Below are 22,728 nucleotides of genomic sequence, written 5' to 3' on the forward strand. Positions count from 1 at the left end.
ACACAGCGCGTGGTTTGAATCTCATTGACGCAGTGTTTTCAGATAGCCTTTATACTATGTAAGAGTATTAGGCAGCCAAATGCGGGGCGATGGTTTGCAGCATTTGTGCCAGCACTTTGGGCGGGGCGGCTACGATGTCGCCGCTTTCGAGCCAGCCTTCGTTGCCACGCATATCGGTTACAATACCGCCCGCTTCCTGCACGATCAGTGCGCCGGCGGCGATGTCCCAGGGTTTGAGGTTAAACTCGAAGAAGCCGTCGAAGCGGCCGCAGGCCACGGCACACAGGTCGAGTGAGGCGGCGCCTTCGCGGCGGGCGCCGGCGGTTTTGGCGAGGAAGTCGCACAGGATGTTCAGGTAGCGTTCCATCATACTTTGATCCACCACGGGGAAGCCGGTGCCAATCAGGCAGCGGTTGAGCTCGATGCGGCTGGATACGCGGATGCGGCGGTCGTTGAGTAGGGCGCCTTGGCCGCGTGAGGCGAGGTAGAGGTCGTTGCGCTCGGGGGCGTAAACGAGGGCTTCCTGCAATACGCCTTTGTGCAGCAGAGCCATGCTGATGGCGTATTGGGGATGGCCGTGCAGGTAGTTGGTGGTGCCGTCGAGCGGGGCGATAATCCATTCGTATTCGGCTTTTTCGGGGCCGCTACTGCCGCCTTCTTCGGCGGTGATTTTGTGCTGGGGATAGGCTTCTTGTAGGATTTCGCGGATGATTTCCTCGGCGGTGCGGTCTATGTCGGAAACGAAATCGTTGAAGGCCTTGCTGTCGATTTTAACTGCGGGCAGGTTGTTGGCGGCACGTAGCATCATGTCGCCGGCGCGGCGGGCGGCTTTGACAGCGGTGTTGAGGACGGGATTCATATTTCTCCGATTTGGCTGGTGGGGGCAGGCTGCTGCTGGCAGACTACCTGAAAATGGAAAGGCTGCGCCGGAAACGGCAGCCGATGTTGGGGCGGCATTATACCTTGGGCGGCAGACGGGCAAAAGCGCCCGGGCTTTAAATTGGCGGCAGCGGCCTTATCTGATTGAACGTGCGGGAAAGTTGCCTGCCTTGTTTGATAAAGGAATTTAATGATGACGGCTTTGCTGATTATTCTGGCACTGGTGTTGCTGCTGGCAGGTTTGGCGGGCGCAATACACCCGCTGCTGCCGGGGATGCCGCTGATGTTTGCGGGCACTTGGCTCTTGGCCTACAGCCAGAATTACGAAGTTATCGGCACCACGGCGCTGACGGTGTTGGGGCTGATTATGGCGCTGGCCTGGACGCTGGATTATGTGGCGGGGCTGCTGGGGGCGAAGTTTACCGGGGCGAGCAAACAGGCGCTGTGGGGCTCGTTGGCGGGCGGTGTTGTGGGGCTGTTTTTTGCGCTGCCGGGCATGGTGCTGGGCCCGCTGGTTGGCGCGGCAATGGGAGAATTTGCGGCGCAACGCAACTTGTGGGCAGCTGGCAAAGTGGGGCTGGGCACGCTCTTGGGCTTTGTGGCGGGCGTGGTGGCGAAGTTGGGCTGTGCGCTGGTGGTGCTGTTCAGTATTTTCGGGCTGTATGTGTATTATTGGTTGAGTTAAAGTTTCAGGTAGCCTGTTGCCAAAATCCACCCTCTACCCGAAAAAGGAAAATGACCGATTACATGTTTTCAGATAGCCTCCGGCCTGCTTATCATTGCCCTCCTAACTGGTTCAAGGCTACCTGAAAAAAATTTTGCAATGGAATGAGAAACACAATGATTGGTTTGATGATTATCACACATGAAACGCTGGGCAAGTCGTACACCAAGCTGGCCCGGCATTTTTTCGGGCAGATGCCAGCGCATTTGGCGATTGTGGGAGTGAACCCGGATGAAGATGTGGACGTGGCCGCCGCTCGAGCCCAATCGGAAGCGGAGCGTTTGGCATTTGCCGACGGTATTTTGCTTTTAGCCGACGTGTTCGGTGCCACACCATGCAATATCGGCCGCCGGCTGCTACCACACCACCGCATGGTGATGCTCACCGGGCTGAATGCGCCGATGATGGTGAAAGCGGTGCAGGATGCGGAAAAGGCTGATGATTTACTGGCAATGGCCGAGTCGGTCCGCCAGTCGGCCTTGGCGGGGATTATGTTGGTGTTGCCGGAAGAGGAGCAGGGTGTATGCTGAAACAGGAGGTGGAGATTATAAACAAACTGGGGCTGCACGCGCGCGCGTGCAGCAAGTTCACGCAAACGGCAGGCGCGTTTGCGGCGGAAGTGCGGGTGTGCCGCAACGGCAGATGCGTAAACGGCAAAAGCATTATGGGTTTGATGATGCTGGCGGCAGCCAAGGGCTCGGTGATTGAAATTGAAACCGAGGGTGCAGACGAACAAGCAGCCATGCAGGCGCTGACGGCTTTAATCAACAATTATTTTGACGAAGGCGAATAAACATGAGCGTGGTGTTGCACGGATTTGCAGCAGGCGGTGGGATTGCCATCGGGCGGGCACATTTGGTGGTGCGCGGCATGGAGGAAGTGCCGCAACTGGATTTGGCGCCAGAAGAAATTGATGCGGAAGCCGAACGTTTCGATGTCGCCATCAAGGCCACGCGCCGTCAGCTGGAGCAGCTGCGCAGCGCCATTCCGGAAAATGCGCCAACCGAATTGGGCGCGTTTATTTCGCTGCACCTGATGCTCCTGACCGACGTTACACTTTCGCGCGAGCCGATTGATATTCTGCGCGCGCAGGCCATCAATGCCGAATGGGCGCTGAAGCTGCAAACCGACAAGCTGGCCGAGCAGTTTGATGCGATTGAAGATGAATACCTGCGCGAACGCAAGCAGGATATGCTTCAGGTAGCCGAGCGGATTCACCAAAACCTGATGGGGCAGCATACCGATTTCTTGCCCGAAGAAAGCGAGTTAGACGACGACATCATCCTGATTGCCCACGATTTGTCGCCTGCCGATGCAGTGTACTTCAAAGAACACCATATTGCCGGATTCGCCACCGATGCCGGCGGCCCCACCAGCCATACCGCCATTTTGGGGCGCAGCCTGGATATGCCCTCGGTAATCGGGCTCTACAACGCACGCGAACTCATCAGCCAAGACGACTGGATTATCGTGGACGGCATCAGTGGCGTGCTGATTATCAACCCCGACGATTTAATCCTCAGCGAATACCGCAAGCGCGACCGCGTATACCGCAGCCAGCGCCGCCTGCTCAACAAACTCAAAGACATCACCGCCACCACCAAAGACGGCGTAGATATAGAGCTGTTGGCTAATATTGAATCCGCCCAAGATGTGCGCCTGATGCACCGCCTCTCTGCCGACGGCGTGGGACTGTTTCGCAGTGAATTTCTGTTTCTCAACCGCGACAATCTGCCTGATGAAGACGAGCAATACCGCGTGTATGCCGGCATTGTGAAAAAGCTCAAAGGCAAGCCGCTCACCGTGCGTACCGTGGATTTGGGCGTGGACAAAAACCCGCGCTGGTTCGGCGAGGACCATGCGCTCAATCCCGCGCTGGGCATGACCGGTATCCGCCTATGCCTGGCCGAGCCACTGATGTTCCGTACCCAAATGCGTGCGATTTTGCGCGCAGCGGCGCACGGGTCGGTAAAGATTATGTGGCCGATGATTACTTCGGTGGATGAAGTGCGACAATGTATCAATCATTTGGCCGTTGCCCGTAAGCAGCTGGATGAACGTGACACAGAATATGGCGAAGTGCAGGTGGGCGCGATGATTGAAATTCCCTCCGCCGCGCTCACAGTGGGCCATATCCTGCAACACTTGGATTTTATCTCAGTGGGCACCAACGATTTGATTCAATACACCTTATCAGTAGACCGTGGCGACGATAGCGTGAGCTACCTCTACCAGCCCGCCCATCCAGCAGTGTTGAAACTACTGCACCATATTTTCCGCACTGCCAAACGCATGGGCAAGCCAGTGTCGGTATGCGGCGAAATGGCTGGTGATTTACATTTCATCCGCCTGCTGCTCGGCTTGGGCTTGCGCCGCTTCTCCATGAACGCCAGCAATCTTTTGGCCGTGAAGAATGTAATCATTCAAAGCCACGCTGGCGAGCTGGCAGCACAGGTGCAAAAACTGCTGCGCCTGAGCGATCCGGAGAAGGTGCGGCAAGCCGTTAAAAAGATGAATACAATGGATGATGACAAAAATACAACATTTGAAATAACATAACATCGCACGGCATTATCAGGCAAAAAGTGAATAAATGTTAAACAATATTGTTTAAATACTGATATCAATATTAAGTAAAGTAAACGCTCGAGTTGTTGGCAAAGTGTATTTTTATGCAATTTAATTGCAGTAAATTGCGGCAGTTAGGTAAATAAAGACAATTAGGTAGCGACATCGTGGAAAGTGTTCTATATAATGTACAACATCTGTGCTGCTTCTTGGTAGGCAAGCATGGATAGTAAGTAGACGTTTTCCCGCAAATTGGCCATCGATACTTCCTCCCTTGGTATTGATGGTTTTTTTGTGTAGGCTAGATGGAGGGGGTTTCTATATTTAGCCAGCCAAAACGAAGGGAAGGAAGCTAAGCTCATTTGAGTTTTGTGCTTTCAGGTAGTCTCTGGCCACAGAGAAATGTGGAACCGACTATTGCAATCTATGAGCTCGTTTTTTCAGAATCATTACATCGCCTTGGGAGGCTGTTTCAAACAACAGCCTCCCAATTTATAATTGTTCCAAGTAGGAATGAGATCAGGTGGCTAGCCATAGACAGTACAGATTAGTAAGGCAAGCTAACGCTGTATCACTCCTAATTGATTTTCCCGCCGTCATCCCGTTTGGCGTAGCGCCCGCTGCTGGCTTATAATCCATAGCTTTTCAATCTATCCGAAACCATCGGCAAAACCTCATCATGCAAGAACACTACCAACCCTCACTCACCGAACCCGCTGCGCAGAAAAAATGGGCCGCCGAACGCGTGTTCAATGTGTCCGAAGACGCTTCCAAACCCAAATTCTACTGCCTCTCCATGTTCCCCTATCCCAGCGGCAAGCTGCACATGGGGCATGTGCGCAACTACACCATCGGCGATGTGCGCAGCCGCTTCAAAAAAATGCAGGGGTTCAACGTGTTGCAGCCAATGGGTTGGGACGCGTTCGGCATGCCCGCCGAAAATGCGGCGATTAACCACCAAGTTGCGCCGTCCAAATGGACGTATGAAAACATTGCCTATATGCGCAAGCAGTTGCAGAGCCTGGGCTTTGCGCTGGATTGGGAGCGCGAAATCGCCACCTGCCGCCCGGAATACTACCGCTGGGAGCAGCTCCTGTTTACCAAGCTGTTTGAAAAAGGCATTGTGTACAAGAAGTTGGGCACGGTGAACTGGGACCCGATTGACCAGACCGTGCTGGCCAACGAGCAAGTGATTGACGGCCGCGGCTGGCGTTCCGGCGCGCTGGTGGAAAAGCGCGAAATCCCGATGTACTACTTCAAAATCACCGATTATGCCGAGCAGCTACTGGCGGATTTGGACGGTTTGGACTGGCCGGAGCAGGTGAAAACCATGCAGCGCAACTGGATTGGCAAATCGCGCGGCATGACGGTGCGTTTTCAGGTAGCCGCCGACAGCCGCGAAAGGCTACCTGAAAGCCACCGCGAATTTGTGCAGGTGTACACCACCCGCCCCGACACGTTGATGGGCGCAACGTATGTGGCCGTGGCCGCCGAGCATCCGCTGGCCGCCGCCGCTGCCGAAAAGCAGCCTGCACTGCAAGCGTTCATTGCCGAATGCAAAGCCGGCAGCGTGGCGGAAGCCGACATGGCGACCATGGAGAAAAAAGGCATGCCCACCGGCCGCTTCGTCATCAACCCGCTCAACGGCGAGCGGCTGGAAGTGTGGGTGGCGAACTATGTGCTGTGGGGTTACGGCGACGGCGCGGTGATGGCCGTGCCCGCGCATGACGAGCGCGATTTCGCCTTTGCCAAACAATACCATCTGCCGATGAAACAAGTAATTAGCGTGGACGGACAGCCGTTCGACGCGGCGCAATGGCAGGATTGGTATGCCGACAAGGAAAACGGCGTGCTGGTAAACAGCGGCGATTTGGACGGTTTGAATTTCCAAGCAGCCTTTGATGCCATTGCCGCCAAGTTGCAGGCTGCTTCTGCGGGCGAGCCGAAAACGCAATACCGCCTGCGCGACTGGGGCATTTCGCGCCAACGCTATTGGGGCTGCCCCGTGCCGATTATCCACTGTGACCAATGCGGCGACGTGCCCGTGCCGGAGCAAGATTTGCCCGTGGTGCTGCCTGAAAACGTCGTGCCCGACGGCGCAGGTTCGCCGCTGGCCAAAATGCCCGAGTTTTATGAGACAAAATGTCCGAAATGTGGCGGCGCGGCCAAGCGCGAAACCGACACCATGGACACGTTTATGGAATCGAGCTGGTACCAGTTCCGCTATATGTCGCCGCGCGACGACGCGCATATGGTCGCACCCGAAGCCGCCGCGTATTGGGGGCAGGCCGACCAGTATATCGGCGGCATAGAACACGCCATCCTGCACCTGCTGTATGCCCGTTTCTTCACCAAACTGATGAACGACGAAGGCATCGTGTCCGTGCGCGAGCCGTTCAAACAGCTGCTCACGCAGGGCATGGTGCTGGCAGCGACGTATTTCCGTTGGGCAGATGAAACGCAAACCAAAAAAATTTGGTTCAATCCAGATGATGTGATTGTGGAATTGGACGAGAAAGCACGTCCTGTTTCCGCCACTTTGCGTTCGGATGGCCAGCCAGTCATTATTGGCGGTATGGAAAAAATGTCCAAATCTAAAAACAACGGCAAGGATCCGCAAGAACTCATCGAAGCCTACGGCGCGGACACCGCCCGCTTGTTTATGATGTTCGCCAGCCCGCCCGAGCAGTCACTGGAATGGTCGGATGCAGGCGTGGAAGGCGCACACCGCTTCCTGCGCCGCCTGTGGCGCACCGTGTATGAGTTCAAACAGGGTGGCACGGCTGCAGTGTTTGCAGGTAGCCACAACTCACTTTCAGGTAGCCTGAAAGAGTTGCGCTTCAAGCTGCATAGCACCATCGCCAAAGTAACGGACGATTACGACCGCCGCCAGCAGTTCAACACCGCCATCGCCGCCGTGATGGAACTACTGAACCAGTATGATGCCACTGCCAAAAACGGTGCATTCGCCGAAGCCCATGGCCGCGAAGTGGCGCAGGAAACCCTCGAAACCGTACTGCTTCTGCTGTGGCCCATCGTGCCGCATATTTGCGAAAACCTGTGGGAGCAGCTGCGCGAGGGCGGTAATGTGTGGCAACAGCCCTGGCCGAAAACCGATCCCGCCGCGCTGGTGCAAACCGAGATGGAGATGATGGTGCAGGTGAACGGCAAACTGCGCGACAAAATCCAAATCGCCGCCGATGCGGACGAAGCCGCCGTTAAAGCCGCCGCCCTCGCCACCGCCGGCGCGCAGAAGTTTATGGAAGGCAAAGAACCGAAGAAAATCATCGTCGTGCCGAAACGGCTGGTGAATATCGTGGTGTAAGGCCGTTTGGTTGAATAAAGGCTACCTGAAAACCGATTTAGCTTCTTCAGGTAGCCTGTTTTTCAGCAAGAAAAAACTTGGTAATCATCTCCCCGCCGCAATTACGAAGGCTACCTGAAATTTCAGGTAGCCTTTTGTGCCACCCCCTTTGCCCAACCCTCTTCCCAAACAACACCCTGCCCTCCCCCCGCATTCAATTCTCACCCAATCCGCTATATAATGCCGTCATCCCAATTTCCATCCGAAACACACATCATGAGCAAGCTCACCAAACCCATCGTCCTCCTTATTCTCGACGGCTTCGGCCACCGCCTCGAAGGCGGCGACAATTCCGTCCTCCTCGCCAACACCCCCAATCTCGACCGCCTCAAAGCCCAATACGCCTACGGCACGATCGACGCCTCCGAGCGCATGGTGGGTCTGCCCTCCGGCCAGTTCGGCAACTCCGAAGTGGGGCATTTGAATATCGGTGCCGGCCGTGTGGTAGAGCAAGACATCACCCGCATCGATATGGCCATCGAAAACGGCTCGCTCGCGCAAAACCCCGCCCTCACCGCCGCCTGGCAAAGCCCCACAAAAACTGTGCACCTGCTCGGCTGCTTCTCCGATGGCGGCGTGCACAGCTACATCAACCACTTCTTCGCTGTGGCCGATGCCGCTCTGGCCGCCGGTATGCAGAAAATCGTGTTCCACCCCTTCCTAGACGGCCGCGACACTCCGCCGCAAAGTGCGGAAGGCTACCTGAAAACCCTGCAAAGCTATTGCGAGCAACACCCGCAAGTGAAAGTGGGCTGCGTGGTCGGCCGCTTCTTCGCCATGGACCGCGACAACCGCTGGGAGCGCGTTGAGCAGGCCTACAACGCCCTGTTCGGCCAAGCCCCGTTCCGTGCCGACACGCCGCTGCAAGCCCTGGCTGCCGCCTATGAACGTGGCGAACACGACGAATTCGTGCAGCCCACCGTTATTGATCCCACAGCCGCCCTGCACGATGGCAATGCGGTTGTCTTCATGAACTTCCGCGCCGACCGCGCCCGCGAGCTCACCCAAGCCCTGCTGTTCGACGATTTCCAAGGCTTCCCTCGCCAACAGCGCTTCCGCCCCAGCTATTTCACCTCGCTCACCAGCTACGGCAGCCAATACCACTTCCCGGTGCTGTTTGCCCAAGAAAGTATCCGCAACGGCTTGGGCGAATACCTGTCTGCCCAAGGCATAAGCCAACTGCGCATTGCCGAAACCGAGAAATATCCGCACGTTACCTACTTCCTCAACGGCGGCCGCGAAGAGCCCTATCCCGGCGAAGAGCGCATCCTCGTGCCCTCGCCCAAAGTTGCCACTTACGATTTACAGCCCGAAATGAGCGCGCCGCAAGTGTGCCAACACATCCTCGACAGCCTCGCCGCCAAGCGTTTCGATGTGATTCTATGCAACTTCGCCAACGGCGATATGGTCGGCCACAGCGGCGTGCTGGCCGCCACCATCAAAGCGGTGGAAACGCTCGACGACTGCGTGGGCAAAATCGTGGCCGCCGCCCAAGCAGCCGGCGGCGAAGTGCTGATTACCGCCGACCACGGCAACTGCGAGCAGATGTTCGACCCCGCCAACGGCCAGCCGCACACCCAGCACACCACCAACCCCGTGCCCTTCCTGTATGTGGGCCGTCCCGCCCGCATCAAGGCCGGCGGCGCGCTGAAAGACATCGCCCCCACCCTCCTCGCCATGCTCGGCCTGCCCAAGCCGCAGGAAATGAGCGGCGAGAGCCTGATTGAGTTTGTTTGACCGCCCAGCAGCAGGCTACCTGAAAGCTTCAGGTAGCCTCCACCCGTCATGAGCTTCCTCACCATCCTCGCCCTCGCCTTCGGCATGTCTATGGACGCCTTCGCCGCCGCCATCGCCCAAGGCGCCGCCATCGGCACACACACCCGCCGGGGCACACTGCGCACCGCCGCCGTGTTTGGCAGTGTGGAAACCCTCACCCCGCTCATCGGCTGGGCAGTCGGCTCCGTAGCACAACACTACATCGCCGATTGGGACCACTGGATCGCCTTCACCCTGCTGCTCCTGCTCGGCCTACGCATGATTTACGGCGCGCTACAGCCGGAACAGCCCGCCGGGGAACAATCTGCAGAGGCGCAGCCCGAAAGCGGCCAATCCGGCCGCCGCCCGCCCTCGCCGCTCATGCTCGTCGCCATCGCCTTCGCCACCAGCATCGACTCCATGATCGTCGGCGTCGGCCTGGCCTTCCTCGAAGTCAACATCCTGCTCACCGCCCTCACCATCGGCCTGGCCACCACCATCATGGCCGCCATCGGCCTGCGTTTGGGCAGCTTCCTGGGCAGCGCCATTGGCAAACGCGCCGAAATCCTCGGCGGCCTCGTACTCATCGGCATCGGCACGCTCATCCTCGCCGAACACCTCCATTTCCTCTAAACCCTTTTCAGGTAGCCTCTCCTTTTTCAGGTAGCCTCATGAAGCACAGCAAAATCCTTATCCTCCTCGCCCTCCTCTGCAGCGCCCTGCCCGCCGCCGCCGCACCCAAAGACGACCTGCGCCAAGTGCAGCGCGCCATCGGCGAGAGCAACCGCAAACTCCAACAGCAGCAAAGCGAACAACGCCAGCTGCAAAGCAACATCCGCCAAACCCAAAGCGAACTCGACACCGTGCGCCGCGAGCTCGACCGCCTCACCCGCAGCCGCCAAACCGCCTGGCGCGAGCTGCAAGCCATGCAGGCCAAGCTCGACAGCCTGCAAACCCGCATCCAAAACACCCAAGCCCAAGCCGCCCGCCTGCTCAACAGCCGTTATCGCAACCAGCAGCCCAACGCCGTAACCCTGTTTCTGCAAAACGCCGACCCCCAGCAGAAAGGCCGCCACCTCGAATACCTGCGCCACCTCAACCAAGCCAACGCCCAGGCTCTTACCCAGCTGCAACACAACCGCCAAGAGCTCAAACAGCAGCAAGACAGCATCAATGAGCAGCTGAAGCGGCTCGACGCCCTCAAACGCCAACAGCAAACCACTGCCGCCCGCCTCGGCCGCCAACAGCAACAGCAGCAACGCCAACAGCAAAGCCTCGAGCAAGACATCAGCCGCGAAACCGCCAAGCTGCAAACCCTGCGCCAAAACGAAAGCCGCCTCAACGGCCTCATCGCCAGCCTCAGCCGCCGCTCCGCCCAAAGGCAGGAAGCCGAACGCCAGCGCCGAGCCCAAGCCCTGCGCCAACGCCGCCAGCAGCAAGTCCAGCAAGCCCAAAACGGCAACAAACCCGCCCCACGCCCCCAAAGGCTACCTGAAAGCGAACGCAACGAAGCCCGTCAACACGACACTCCAACACCAGAAAACCCCAACCGCAACACCCTCACCGCCGAAGACCTCACCCTCGAAGCCCCCGAAGCCCAAGAGCCGCAAAGCCATGGCTTCAGCCGCATGCAAGGCCGCCTGCAACGTCCCGCCAGCGGCAGCATCAGCGGCCGCTTCGGCCAAGCCCGCCCCGGCGGCGGCACCTGGAAAGGCCTCTTCATCAGTACCCCGCCCACCGCCGTGCGCAGCATCGCCGAAGGCGAAGTCGCCTACGCCGCCCCCCTGCAAGGCTACGGCAACACCGTTATCATCGACCACGGCAGCGGCTACCTCAGCATCTACACCGGCCTCTCCCAAATCAGCGCCAGCGCAGGCAGCCGCGTATCCGCCCGCCAAACCATCGGCCGCAGCGGCAGCCTCCCCGACGGCGAAAACGGCCTCTACTTCGAAATCCGCTACCGCAACCAAGCCATGAATCCCACTTCATGGGTAAATTAATCAAACCAAACAGTCGACCTTTAGCTTTGCAGAAACCTCGCTGCGCTACATTTTCAGGCAGCCTCCACTCACACAGAACCTGCTAAAATCCCCCATTTAGCATTTATTTACCCCCACCCCCTTGCTGGAACAGGAAAATTTGCCTAAAGTTCAATCTGGCTGAGCAGCAGGCTACCTGAAAACCAAATAGCCCCGCAACTGCAAACCATCCCGGCCACCTAATCAGCAAACTGAAAGACAAAAATCCATTATGTCCAACAACACCTTCAAAAAAATTGCCCTCTACACCCTGGGCACCTTCACCGGCATCGCCGTGAGCCTGAGTATGCAGAGCTTTGCCGAAACCCGCAGCCAGCAGCCCCTGCCCGTGGATTCCCTGCGCACCATGGCCGAAGTGTACAGCCAGGTGAAAGCCAACTACTATCAAGACAAAACCGACGACGAAATCCTCGAAGGCGCGCTCAAAGGCATGGTTGCCCACCTCGATCCGCACTCCGAATACATGAACACCAAAGACTATGCCGACCTGCAGGAAAATACTAAAGGTGAATTCGGCGGCTTAGGCATGGAGGTCAGTTCTGAAAATAACTTCATCAAAATCGTTGCCCCGATTGAAGATACGCCGGCCGAACGTGCCGGTATCCAAAGTGGCGACTACATCATCAAAATCGATGATGCCTCCACCCGCAACATGAGTGTAAACGATGCTGTGAAGCGCATGCGCGGCGAGCCCGGTACCAAAATCACCCTTACCCTCACCCGAAAAGACGCGCCCCAGCCCATCGTGGTTACCCTTACCCGCGCCATCATCAAAGTGCGCAGCGTGCGCCACGACCTCATCGAGCCCAGCTACGGCTACCTACGTATCAGTCAGTTCCAAGAACGTACCGTGCCTGCTATGGTTGAGGCTCTGCAAACTATGCGCCGCACCAACGGCGGCCCTCTCAAAGGCCTCGTCATCGACCTGCGCGACGACCCTGGCGGCCTGCTCAATGGCGCAGTGGGCGTATCTGCCGCCTTCCTGCAAAATGGCCAGCTCGTGGTGAGTACCAAAGGCCGCAACGGCAAAGAAAACATGAATCTCAAAGCCCAGCCCGCCGACTACCAAATCGGCAGCAGCAAAGACCCTCTTGCTGGCCTGCCTGCCGAATTTAAAACCATCCCCATCACCGTGTTGATTAACTCCGGCTCCGCCTCCGCCTCCGAGATCGTGGCCGGCGCCCTGCAAGACCACAAACGCGCCGTGATTGTGGGCACCCAAAGCTTCGGCAAAGGCTCCGTACAATCCGTGATGCCCCTTTCCAATGGCGGCGCGCTGAAGATCACCACCCAGCTCTACTACACCCCCAGCGGCCGCTCCATACAAGCCCAAGGTATCATGCCCGACGTGGAAGTGGCTGATAAAACCCGCCGTTATGAAAGCCGCGAAGCCGACCTCTCCGGCCACCTGAGCAACCCCAACGGCGGCCACGAAGTGCGCGGCCGTGCACTGAACAACCACAGCGCCGAAAACAAAGCCGCCTCTGAGCCCGCTGCCAAAGACGAGGCCGACAACAACCCCGCCACCCGCTACAAACCCGATCCGGCCAAAGACGACCAATTGCGCCGCGCTTTGGAACTGGTGAAAGCTCCACAACAATGGCGCGCCTCCCTGGGCCAGGCCGCCACCCGCCCGGCCAAACCGATTGAGCACTAAGCGGATTAAGCAAGCAAAAAGGCTATCTGAAAATATTTCAGGTAGCCTTTTATATTGCGCTTGCACCACAGTGTTCGGAAATAGCCAAGGCACTGCTCTTCATGAGGCATTAGCTCATCCTACTACTGCCATATTGTCTGTAGCTCGCTGTCCTGTGAAAAATGTGTTCCGGCTAGAGATTGAAACATGAGAGACCGATTGAAACTTTGTTGGTACTTACTCTTTCAGGCAGCCTTTGCTGTGGCATAGAGGCTACCTGAAAATAATCCGGCATCGGTGCAGCAATGCCGCCCGGCTGCGAACCGGCCTACGGGGCTGCCGTTTTAGCTTCGCAGAAACTCAGTTTGAGCTGCGCCCAAACATCGTTTTAACTGTGTTGAAGCTGCGCTTTCAGGTAGCCTTCTGCTGCGCTATTTCTGCCAATATGCCTTCACGTTCACAAATTCATACAAGCCAAATTCGGAAAGTTCGCGCCCGAAGCCGGAATCTTTCACGCCGCCGAAGGGCAGGCGCAGGTCGCTGCTGGTGTGGCGGTTGATGAATACGCTGCCGGCTTCGATTTGCTGGCCGAGCTCCCAGGCTTTGTCGAGGTTGGCGGAGTAGATGCTGGCACCGAGCCCGAAGGGGTTGTCGTTGGCCAGGCGCACGGCGTTGGCGGCATCGCGGGCGTGGAAAATACCCACAGCAGGGCCGAACACTTCTTCGCGGTACATGCGGCAGGCGGGGGTGATGTTGTCGAGCACGGTAGCGGGGTAGAAAGTGGTGTCGGCTTCGTTAGGCAGCTCGCCGCCGAGCAGCAGTTTGGCGCCGTGTTCGAGCGCGTCTTGCACTTGTTCGTGCACTTGCAGCTGTAGGTCTTTGCGGTGCAGTGGGGCGAGGGTGGTGTCGGGGTCGAGCGGGCAGCCGGGAGTGAGGCGGCGGCAGTGTTCAAGGAAGAGGCGGGTGAATTCGGCGGCGATGCCTTTGGTGAGAATGATGCGTTTACCGGCGTTGCAGGATTGGCCGGCATCGCGGAAACGGGCATAGCAGGCATCAGCGGCAGCTTGGGCGATGTCGGCATCGTCGAGCACGATGAAGGCGTTGCTGCCGCCGAGTTCCATCACGGATTTTTTCAGATGGCTTCCGGCGTAGCCGGCAAGGCGACGGCCGACGTCGGCAGAGCCGGTGAAGGCCAGTGCATCGGTTTTGGCAATGGCGTATTCCACATCTTCGTGTGCCAACCAAGTGGCTCGCCAGGGCAATTCGCTGCCAACAATATCAAACAGGGCGGCGGTTACGCGGGCCACGCTGGGCGCGGGTTTCACCAAACAGGCATTACCAGAACACAAGGCAGGAACGGCAAAGCGGATAATCTGCCATACGGGATAGTTCCACGGCATCACGGCCAGCACCACGCCCAAGGGCTCGAAGCGCACTTGGCTGAGGCTGGCCTGGGTGGCGATGGTTTGGTGTTGCAGAAGCTGGGGGGCGAGCTTCACATAATAGCGGATGAGGGAGACGGATTTATCCATCTCGGCTTCACATTCGCGCAGGCAGCGGCCGACTTCTTCGCAAATCATGCGGGCGAGCTTGGTTTTTTCGGCTTCGAGGCGGTCGGCAAAGGCAGCAAGCATGGCCACACGTGCCTGCATGCCGGCAGCGGCAAAGCGGCGCTGGGCGGTGCGCATTTCGGCCAGGCTTTGGCTGAAGGTGTCCATGCTGTCGGCGGGGCGTTCGTATAGCAATGTGTTGCTGACGACGTTTCGGCTATAGAACATGGTGTTTCCTTTCTCTATTTGCTTTGGATTAAATGGTTTTAGCGGGCAGCCCATGCAGCAGGCTACCTGAAAGCGCAGCTTTAACGAAGCTAAAACAAGCCCTGCTGGCTTCTGCGAAACTAAAACTTGATGCGATTGTTTTTATTATTTTTCTAAACTGCTTTGCCCTACTCTTTTTCGGCCACGACGAAGGCTACCACCGCGCCGTTGTCGTCGCTCAGGCTCAAATGCACCCGCCCGATACCTTGTTGGCGCAGCCATTCCTGCAAGGGCGGCTCCACCACGAATTCCGGGCGGCCGAGTTTGTCGTGGGCGATGGAAATGTGGTGCAGTGTTACCGGCGAGCGCAAGCCGGTGTGCACGGCTTTAGCAAAGGCTTCTTTGGCGGCAAACCGCTTGGCCAGGAAGTTTACCTTGTTGCCGACGGAGCGCCACTCCAAAAGTTCGATGCGGCTGAGCAGGCGTTCGGCCAATGCCTGGCCGTATTTGTCGTATAGCTGCTCGATGCGCTCGATACGCAGGATGTCGGTGCCGATGCCGTAGATCATTGAGTATTCCTGTTGTGCAAGATAGTGGGCGCATTGTAGCGCATTTTGGCTGCAGCCTTACAGGTGGGGCGGCAGAGGCTTGCCGGGATTGGCATATTTTTCAGGTAGCCTCACAGCCGTTCTGCAAATCTTCCGCGCAAAACAAAGCCGCATCTATTTGCAAGATGCGGCAACGTTTATGCAGCAAGCGGCTTAGGCCATGGCTTTGATTTTGGCAGCCAAGCGGCTTTTGTGGCGGGCGGCTTTGTTTTTGTGGAACACGCCTTTGTCGGCGATGCGGTCCATCACTTTGGTGGCTGCCACGAATTCGGCTTGGGCGGCGGCTTTATCGCCACTTTCCACAACCTTCAAAACTTTCTTCACTGCGGTACGGAAAGCAGTACGCAGGCTGGCATTGTGTGCACGGTTTTTCTGCGACTGGCGGGCGCGTTTGCGTGCCTGGGCGCTATTGGCCATATGAAAAATCTCCTGATAAGTAAAATAAAATCCGTAAGCGCGGCATTTTACTGGCGATGTTGCCTAAATGCAAGCAGCCACGAGCTATTTTCGGCAAACGGCGGGTAAGTAGGGAAAGAACGTTTGCCTGATACAACAAAACCGATACGGCCTAGCGCATTTTCCAGCCAGCCTCCAAAGCCAAATCAAAGGCTACCTGAAACTTTGGCTGCACCGAAATTCCGCTGGGCTGCGTTTCAGGTAGCCTGTGCAAACAACGCCTGCCCTGCCCGACTATTTCTCGCGCCGGTAGAACCCGCTATCCATATATGCCGCCACGCCCTCGCGCAGCAACACCAGCGTTACCGCGGCCAAAGGCAGCGCCAGCAGCATGCCCACGAAGCCCAGCAGGCTGCCGAAAGCCATCAAGGCGAAAATCACCCAAAATGGCGAAAGCCCAATGCGGTCGCCCACAATTTTCGGCGTGATGAAGAAACTTTCCAGAAACTGCCCCACGGCAAACACCGCCCACACCGTAATCAGCCCCTGCCAAGTGCCAAACTGCAACAACGCAGCCATTGTGGCCAGCAGCAGGCCGGTAAACGCGCCCAAATAAGGCACGAACACCAAGAGCCCGGCTACCATACCAATAGCAAAGCCAGATTCCAACCCGGCCAGCATCAGGCCCAAACCGTAGAGCAGCCCCATAATCAGCATCACCGTCAGCTGCCCGCGCAAAAACTCGCCCAACACCGTGTCCATATTGCCGCCGATGCGGGTATAGGCCGCCAGATAGCGGCGCGGAATCATGGTTTTAATCCCTTCCGTCCAGCGCGACCAATCCAGCAGGAAGTAATACAGCAAAAACGGCAGCACCGCCAAATTGCCCAAACTGGATACCAAACTGCCGCCCTGCTCCAACAAGGCCGGCAGTGCCTTGGAAAGCCCAGTTTTAACGCTGCCCAAATGGCTGCTCAACCAATTCGACAGCGATTGCTCGTCCAAAGCCCAATGCGTACCCAGCAGCCGGTTGGCCAAAGGCAGCGCCTTATTTTGCACAAAATTCGCCAACTCCGACATTTTTCCCAGCAGGCTGCCGAACTGCTGCACCAACATCGGCACCACAATCAGCAGCAGCAACACCAGCAACAGCAACGTAAACACCATCACCAACATCGCCGCCGCCCCGCGCCGCACCCCGTGCCGGCAAAGCTTTTCCACCAGCGGGTTCAAAATATAGGCCAACACCGCAGCCACCACAAACGGCGAAAGCACATCGCGCATCTGCACGATTAAAAACACCACCGCCACCAACAACGCCAAGCCCACCACCCAAGGCAGCCAGCCACGCTTCTTCGCTTGATACATACTACAGCCTCTTAAATTCATCCGGCACACGCCGCGTCGCGCGCATTATCCGGTGTCAACCTATAAAAAACAAATGATTTCACACACAATCCACAACCAAAGGTTACCTGAAACCACTCCCTATTTTCAGGTAGCCTTTCCAAACAACTTGACTGCTTATCCCGCCGCGACTACATTCCCTCCATCCCATTTTATCCCCGCCCAAGCATGAACTACGCCCTCGATGCCATCTGGTGGCGGCTGCGCCACCCCGCCGTGCGCGACCTCGCCTCCCTACTCACCGCCCCGCCCCTATGGCACAGCGGCTGCGAGCTCCCCATCCCCCGCTTGCTCGGCAGCCAAGGCTTCCGCTTCCTGCTCAGCCTCGACAGCCAGCCCGCACCGCTGCAACAATGGCTCGAACAAGAAGCCCCTTTCGGCCACCGCCTAGGCCACTACGCCGAAAGCCTACTCGCCTTCTGGCTGGCAAACGCCCCCCATTGCCAACTCATCGCCCGCAACCACCCCATCCGCAGCGAAAGCGGCCAAACCCTCGGCGCCGCCGACTTCCTCTACCTGCTCGACTCTACCCCCTACCACCTCGAACTCACCTGCAAATACTACGGCGGCACAGCACCCAACGATTTCCAAGGCCTCAACCCCGCCGACGCCCTGCTTGGCAAGGCCGCTAAACTACAGCAACAATGCCGCCTCTTCCACACCCCCCAAGCCCATGCCCAACTGCCCGCACCACTCCAAGGCTACCTGAAAACGAACGAAGTGAGTTTCTGCGGAGCTAAAACGAACGAAGTGAGTTTCTGCGAAGCTAAAACAAGCGAAGCAAGCACCCGCGAAACCAATACGGACAAAACAAATTGCCGCCAAACTCCCAACATTAGCCAAGCCCTCAACACCGCCACCATCATCCGCGGCATCGGCTTCACCCCAGACAGCATCCTCAACGGCAGCCCCCTCAACCCCCTCGGCTGGAGCGGCCTCCTCCTCCCACAATGGACAGACTATCCCGCCCAGGCCGCACAACGCTTCCACCCCCTGCCCCGCCTCGCCTACCTCGCCCCCGCCTGCGTTCCCTTGGAACAAACCATCAACGCCACCGAACTCATCCGCCAAGCCCCCGGCCTCATCGCCGTGGTCGAACAACGCCCCGACGGCATATGGCATGAAACACAACGCCTGATGTGCCGTGGCTGAACAACAAGGCCGAACAGCAAAAAGGCTACCTGAAACCATCCAACCGGTTTTCAGATAGCCTTTCTAATAAACAGATGCAAAAACATCATCGGCAAAACAGCAGTCTAGCGCGTTACCTCCACACCAACACCCACTTTGCCATAGGGCGTAACGCTGTTATTCCCGCTACCCAAATCCACCGAACCACTCGCACCTACGTGACCGTTGCCGCCGCTCACACCCACACCCACGCCGGCACCGCAGGCCGACAACATAACAACCAACACCGCCACAGCGGCCAAACGATATGCTGCTTTCATTGCTTTTCCTTTCATCTGATTGAATACAATACAAGTAATAGCGAATAATAGCACAATAATTTTCAGGTAGCCTCTACGGCACAGCCGGCTACCCGAAAGCCCAACTTCAACGAAGTTTCCGAAGGAATACTGAGTTTCTGTGGAACTCAAATCAGCCGCCCGCCTTATGCCCCTCTGCCACCCGCACATAATGCGCCGCCGAATAAGGCAAAAACGCCAGCTCCTCCGCCGTAAGCCGCCGCACCTGCTTCACCGGCGAGCCCACATATAAATAGCCGCTTTCCAGCCGTTTGCGTGGCGGCACCAAGCTGCCCGCTCCAATCATCACATTGTCTTCAATCACCGCATCATCCAACACGATGCTGCCCATCCCCACCAACACGCGATTGCCAACAGTACAACCGTGCAGCGTAACATGATGGCCGATGGTGCAATCCTCGCCGATAATCAGCGGCGAACCTTCCGGCTTGCTGTCCATTTTGTGGCTCACATGCAGCATCACATGATCTTGAATATTGCTGCCCCGCCCCACACGGATGCTGTTCACATCCCCGCGCAACACGGCAAACGGCCATACCGACACATTCTCGGCCAACACCACATCCCCCGCCACCAAACACAGCGGATCGAGATAACAACTGCCATGCACCTGCGGCACGGCATCTAAATACGGGCGGATATTGCTCATGGGAAACTCCTTGTTCGTATCAAGCCATAAAGGCTACCTGAAAATCGGATGGTGGCATAGCCGGGCTGCGGTTCTAGCTGTGCAGGAACTGAGCCGGCAGCATAACAATACCGCCCTCCCCCATTGCCGCTCTATCCTGCCACAAAAGGCTACCTGAAACTTCCCCAGCCACCCAGCAGCAAGCTCTCGCATTAGCGTTATAATTCCACCTTTGCCCGCGCTTTTTCAGGTAGCCTCATGGACATCATCCAATACCCCAATTCCCCTTTCAAACTCCACCAACCCTTCCCGCCCGCAGGCGACCAGCCCACCGCCATTGCCGGCCTGCTCGAAGGGCTTTCAGACGGCCTTGCCTATCAAACCCTGCTTGGTGTAACCGGTTCGGGCAAAACCTACACCATGGCGAACGTCATCGCCCAAAGCGGCCGCCCCGCCATCATCATGGCGCACAACAAAACCCTTGCCGCCCAACTCTACGCCGAAATGCGCGAGTTTTTCCCCGAAAACGCGGTGGAATATTTCGTCTCCTACTACGACTATTACCAGCCCGAAGCCTATGTGCCCAGCCGCGACTTGTTTATCGAAAAAGACAGCGCGATCAACGAACACATCGAGCAGATGCGCCTTTCCGCCACTAAAAACCTGATGACGCGCGACGACGTGATTATCGTCGCCACCGTGTCCGCCATTTACGGTATCGGCGACCCGACCGAGTATCAACAAATGGTACTATCCGTCAAAGAAGGCGACACCATCGAGCAGCGCGACATCATCGCCACGCTCGTTTCCATGCAGTACGAACGCGGCGATTTGGACTTCAAACGCGGCAGCTTCCGCGTGCGCGGCGATGTGATTGACGTGTACCCCGCCGAAAGCTCCGAAAACGCCTTGCGCATCAGCCTGTTTGACGACGAAATCGACCGCCTCGATATGTTCGACCCACTTTCAGGCAGCCTGCACCAGCGCGTCGGCCGCTACACCGTCTTCCCGTCCAGCCACTACGTTACCCCGCGCGACACCGTATTGCGCGCCTGCGAGTCCATCAAAGAAGAACTGCGCGAACGCATCGAATTTTTCGCCCGCGAACAACGCCCCGTCGAACAACAACGCATCGAACAGCGCACCCGTTTCGACCTCGAAATGCTCTACGAAATGGGCTTCTGCAAAGGCATCGAAAACTACTCCCGTCACTTCTCCGGCAAAAAAGAAGGCGAACCGCCGCCCACACTGATGGACTACCTGCCCGACAACGCCATCATGTTCATCGACGAAAGCCACGTTACCGTAACCCAAATCGGCGGCATGTACAAAGGCGACGCATCGCGCAAGCAAAACCTCGTGGACTACGGCTTCCGCCTGCCTTCTGCCCGCGACAACCGCCCGCTCAAATTCCACGAATTTGAAAAAGTCATGCCGCAAACCATCTTCGTCTCCGCCACCCCTGCCAAATACGAAGAAGAACACGCCGGACAAGTGGTCGAACAAGTCGTCCGCCCCACAGGGTTGGTCGACCCCCAAATCATCATCCGCCCCGTCGCCACCCAAGTCGACGACTTAATGAGCGAAATCAACGACCGCATCCAAAAAGGCGAACGCGTACTCGTTACCACCCTCACCAAACGCATGGCGGAGCAACTCACCGACTATTACAGCGAACTCGGCATCAAAGTGCGCTACCTGCACAGCGACATCGACACTGTAGAGCGCGTTGAAATCATTAGAGATTTACGGCTCGGCCTGTTTGACGTACTCGTCGGCATCAACCTTTTGCGCGAAGGCCTCGACATCCCCGAAGTCTCCCTCGTCGCCATCCTCGATGCAGACAAAGAAGGCTTTCTGCGCTCCCACCGCAGCCTGATTCAAACCATAGGCCGCGCCGCGCGCAACGTGAACGGCGTCGCCATTCTGTACGCCGACAAAATCACCGACTCTATGAAAGCCGCCATCGACGAAACCGAACGCCGCCGCGAAAAACAGATGAAATTCAACGAAGAACACGGCATCGTGCCGCAGCAGATTAAAAAACAGGTCAAAGACATCATCGACGGCGTGTACCACGAAGAAGACAGCGGCAAAGGTCGTCTGAAAGGCAAAAACAAGGTTAAAGTTGGTGAAATTCACAACGAAGAAGACGCGATTAAAGAAATCGCCAAACTCGAAAAAGCCATGCAGCAGGCGGCTAGGGATTTGCAGTTTGAAGAGGCGGCGGTGTTACGGGATAGGATACGGGGGATTAAAGAGAATCTGCTTTGGGGGGTGGAGTGATTGAATTGATGTTTCTAGTATTACAGTTCAATACTATTGAAATCATAGTAAATAACTTAATTTATCAGCTAAATTTTAACCAAACTGTGACGATTATGAAGTGTTCTGATGGATAATGCTTTTTGCACAAAGGATAATAAAATTTACAGTGCATATCAATTTTCTCAATTGGATATGGCAACTATTTCCAATTTAAGAAGATTTCTTGAATATCCAACTCGTTATGCTCCTGCCTTTTTTAGAAGAGCAGCTAGGAATAGGCAAGCTGCTTGTTTTGGAGCTTGCCCTCATTTTGATGGATGCACTGATTAATAATATTAGTCAATTATTATATAAGTGATTACTATGGGTCTTGAAGGCAAATCGCCGATATTGGAGAAGCATATAATGGCTTAATTTTGGTGGGCAAAATGATGTTAGTCTGTGCTTGCCAACAACAATTCAACAACCTCTCTTCGAACGATTTAAGATCAATGATGCGGAAGATCTAGTGGGATCTTATATTTTATATTTGGGGGAATTAAGGGTGTCACAAAATAACAAAAAATACATTGTGGTTGATGAATTAGCATTTGTAACTTATTATTAACAAGCTGTAGCCCGTAGGTGCGAGTAGCAAGCAATAGCTTGCGTGAGTAGGAGGTGTGCCTTGACACGTACGCGTTGTTTGAAATTCTATACCCATGTGCGTAGCTGTACTACACACTCTATCTACACAAGCTGCACGAATATTGAACCAATGCGTAAGAGGTCTGTGGTACGCACGCGGCGGCTTGTCTATCTTCCCAGACCTCAAAAAAAGCAAGCACAGGTCAAATACTTGTATCCGTCAAAATCTTTAACGCTCCCGCCATTGTAATCCATTGCCACAATGCCAAAAATGTCGGACTCGAGAATCCAACTTACCAAGATCATTCCAAGAATACTATGAAATACTATCGTTTTTACCGTACAGGCGGTACTTGCTTTTTTTACGGTTGTAACCGACAAATAGCAGAAGATTTTGACCGATAATGCAGTGCAGCCAGCTTTGCGGCCGGCGACAATGGCGGCACGCGAACAGTATCCGTTTGAAATTTTAGAGTGAGTGTTGATGCCCGACCATCTGCAATAGCCTTACCCTCCCGTCTTTCGCCTATCTCATCCACTTCAAACTAAAGGCTACCCGAAAAGAGAGTGTTTCGCAGAAAC

19 protein-coding genes and 1 pseudogene are annotated in these 22,728 nt (G+C 56.3%); 13 read left to right on the forward strand and 7 right to left on the reverse strand.

From position 1 onward, the window contains the following. Positions 1–67: 67 nt before the first annotated feature. On the reverse strand, positions 68–859 hold the full coding sequence (locus tag A7Q03_RS09005; RefSeq protein ID WP_067449204.1) for an inositol monophosphatase family protein: 792 nt from the start codon (positions 857–859) through the stop codon (positions 68–70). 213 nt (positions 860–1,072) lie between these two features. Between A7Q03_RS09005 and A7Q03_RS09010 the strand changes: the two genes are divergently transcribed. From A7Q03_RS09010 to A7Q03_RS09050, 9 genes are all read left to right on the forward strand, one after another. Beyond that, a complete protein-coding gene (locus A7Q03_RS09010) occupies positions 1,073–1,564 on the forward strand; it encodes a DUF456 domain-containing protein (protein WP_067449207.1) in 492 nt (163 codons plus the stop codon). 155 nt (positions 1,565–1,719) lie between these two features. Then, a complete protein-coding gene (locus A7Q03_RS09015; protein ID WP_067449209.1) occupies positions 1,720–2,133 on the forward strand; it encodes a PTS sugar transporter subunit IIA in 414 nt (137 codons plus the stop codon). After that, positions 2,127–2,396 (forward strand): HPr family phosphocarrier protein, encoded by a 270-nt coding sequence (locus tag A7Q03_RS09020; RefSeq protein WP_067449211.1) that lies wholly within the window; start codon positions 2,127–2,129, stop codon positions 2,394–2,396. The genes A7Q03_RS09015 and A7Q03_RS09020 overlap by 7 nt, the downstream gene beginning before the upstream one ends. A gap of 2 nt (positions 2,397–2,398) precedes the next feature. Beyond that, positions 2,399–4,162 carry a phosphoenolpyruvate--protein phosphotransferase gene (gene ptsP / locus A7Q03_RS09025; protein WP_067449213.1) on the forward strand — a complete coding sequence of 588 codons (1,764 nt, stop codon included), beginning with the start codon at positions 2,399–2,401 and terminating at the stop codon, positions 4,160–4,162. A gap of 688 nt (positions 4,163–4,850) precedes the next feature. After that, complete coding sequence (gene leuS, locus A7Q03_RS09030) at positions 4,851–7,496, forward strand: leucine--tRNA ligase (RefSeq protein WP_067449215.1); 2,646 nt, start codon at positions 4,851–4,853, stop codon at positions 7,494–7,496. Between the two features lie 255 nt (positions 7,497–7,751). Further along, positions 7,752–9,272, forward strand: a complete 1,521-nt coding sequence (gpmI, locus tag A7Q03_RS09035; protein WP_067449217.1) for a 2,3-bisphosphoglycerate-independent phosphoglycerate mutase — start codon at positions 7,752–7,754, stop codon at positions 9,270–9,272. A gap of 48 nt (positions 9,273–9,320) precedes the next feature. Next, positions 9,321–9,923: a manganese efflux pump MntP family protein gene (locus tag A7Q03_RS09040; protein ID WP_067449219.1), complete on the forward strand. Its 603-nt coding sequence runs from the start codon at positions 9,321–9,323 to the stop codon at positions 9,921–9,923. Between the two features lie 38 nt (positions 9,924–9,961). After that, the gene (locus A7Q03_RS09045; RefSeq protein WP_067449221.1) at positions 9,962–11,290 is read left to right on the forward strand and encodes a murein hydrolase activator EnvC; all 1,329 of its coding nucleotides are present in this window, start codon (positions 9,962–9,964) and stop codon (positions 11,288–11,290) included. A 250-nt stretch (positions 11,291–11,540) separates the two neighbouring features. Continuing rightward, the gene (locus A7Q03_RS09050) at positions 11,541–12,986 is read left to right on the forward strand and encodes a S41 family peptidase (RefSeq protein WP_067449223.1); all 1,446 of its coding nucleotides are present in this window, start codon (positions 11,541–11,543) and stop codon (positions 12,984–12,986) included. A 410-nt stretch (positions 12,987–13,396) separates the two neighbouring features. Here the strand turns inward: A7Q03_RS09050 and A7Q03_RS09055 are convergent, their stop codons facing one another. From A7Q03_RS09055 to A7Q03_RS09070, 4 genes are all read right to left on the reverse strand, one after another. Beyond that, positions 13,397–14,743: an aldehyde dehydrogenase family protein gene (locus A7Q03_RS09055; protein WP_067449225.1), complete on the reverse strand. Its 1,347-nt coding sequence runs from the start codon at positions 14,741–14,743 to the stop codon at positions 13,397–13,399. Positions 14,744–14,910: 167 nt separating this feature from the next. Further along, on the reverse strand, positions 14,911–15,291 hold the full coding sequence (gene acpS / locus A7Q03_RS09060) for a holo-ACP synthase (RefSeq protein WP_067438371.1): 381 nt from the start codon (positions 15,289–15,291) through the stop codon (positions 14,911–14,913). Between the two features lie 192 nt (positions 15,292–15,483). Next, positions 15,484–15,747: a 30S ribosomal protein S20 gene (rpsT, locus tag A7Q03_RS09065; RefSeq protein WP_003823349.1), complete on the reverse strand. Its 264-nt coding sequence runs from the start codon at positions 15,745–15,747 to the stop codon at positions 15,484–15,486. A 273-nt stretch (positions 15,748–16,020) separates the two neighbouring features. Next, positions 16,021–17,094 carry an AI-2E family transporter gene (locus tag A7Q03_RS09070; protein WP_067449227.1) on the reverse strand — a complete coding sequence of 358 codons (1,074 nt, stop codon included), beginning with the start codon at positions 17,092–17,094 and terminating at the stop codon, positions 16,021–16,023. A gap of 207 nt (positions 17,095–17,301) precedes the next feature. On the opposite strand from A7Q03_RS09070, the gene A7Q03_RS09075 reads away from it, so the two are divergent. After that, entirely contained in the window at positions 17,302–18,285 is a 984-nt protein-coding gene (locus tag A7Q03_RS09075; RefSeq protein ID WP_067449229.1) for a DUF1853 family protein, read from the forward strand. A gap of 104 nt (positions 18,286–18,389) precedes the next feature. On the opposite strand, the gene A7Q03_RS09080 is transcribed toward A7Q03_RS09075, so the two are convergent. Continuing rightward, the gene (locus A7Q03_RS09080) at positions 18,390–18,584 is read right to left on the reverse strand and encodes a hypothetical protein (protein ID WP_067449231.1); all 195 of its coding nucleotides are present in this window, start codon (positions 18,582–18,584) and stop codon (positions 18,390–18,392) included. A gap of 151 nt (positions 18,585–18,735) precedes the next feature. Next, entirely contained in the window at positions 18,736–19,272 is a 537-nt protein-coding gene (locus A7Q03_RS09085) for a gamma carbonic anhydrase family protein (protein ID WP_067449233.1), read from the reverse strand. Positions 19,273–19,509: 237 nt separating this feature from the next. On the opposite strand from A7Q03_RS09085, the gene uvrB reads away from it, so the two are divergent. The 3 genes and pseudogenes from uvrB to A7Q03_RS10450 all read left to right on the forward strand — a co-directional run. After that, the gene (uvrB, locus tag A7Q03_RS09090) at positions 19,510–21,537 is read left to right on the forward strand and encodes an excinuclease ABC subunit UvrB (RefSeq protein ID WP_067449235.1); all 2,028 of its coding nucleotides are present in this window, start codon (positions 19,510–19,512) and stop codon (positions 21,535–21,537) included. Between the two features lie 205 nt (positions 21,538–21,742). Continuing rightward, on the forward strand, positions 21,743–21,877 hold the full coding sequence (locus tag A7Q03_RS10780; RefSeq protein WP_255361798.1) for a hypothetical protein: 135 nt from the start codon (positions 21,743–21,745) through the stop codon (positions 21,875–21,877). 587 nt (positions 21,878–22,464) lie between these two features. Continuing rightward, positions 22,465–22,621: pseudogene (locus A7Q03_RS10450) on the forward strand (transposase); the annotation flags it as partial. Positions 22,622–22,728: the final 107 nt, after the last annotated feature.

Source organism: Eikenella sp. NML99-0057 (assembly GCF_001648535.1).
Lineage (GTDB): Bacteria > Pseudomonadota > Gammaproteobacteria > Burkholderiales > Neisseriaceae > Eikenella > Eikenella exigua.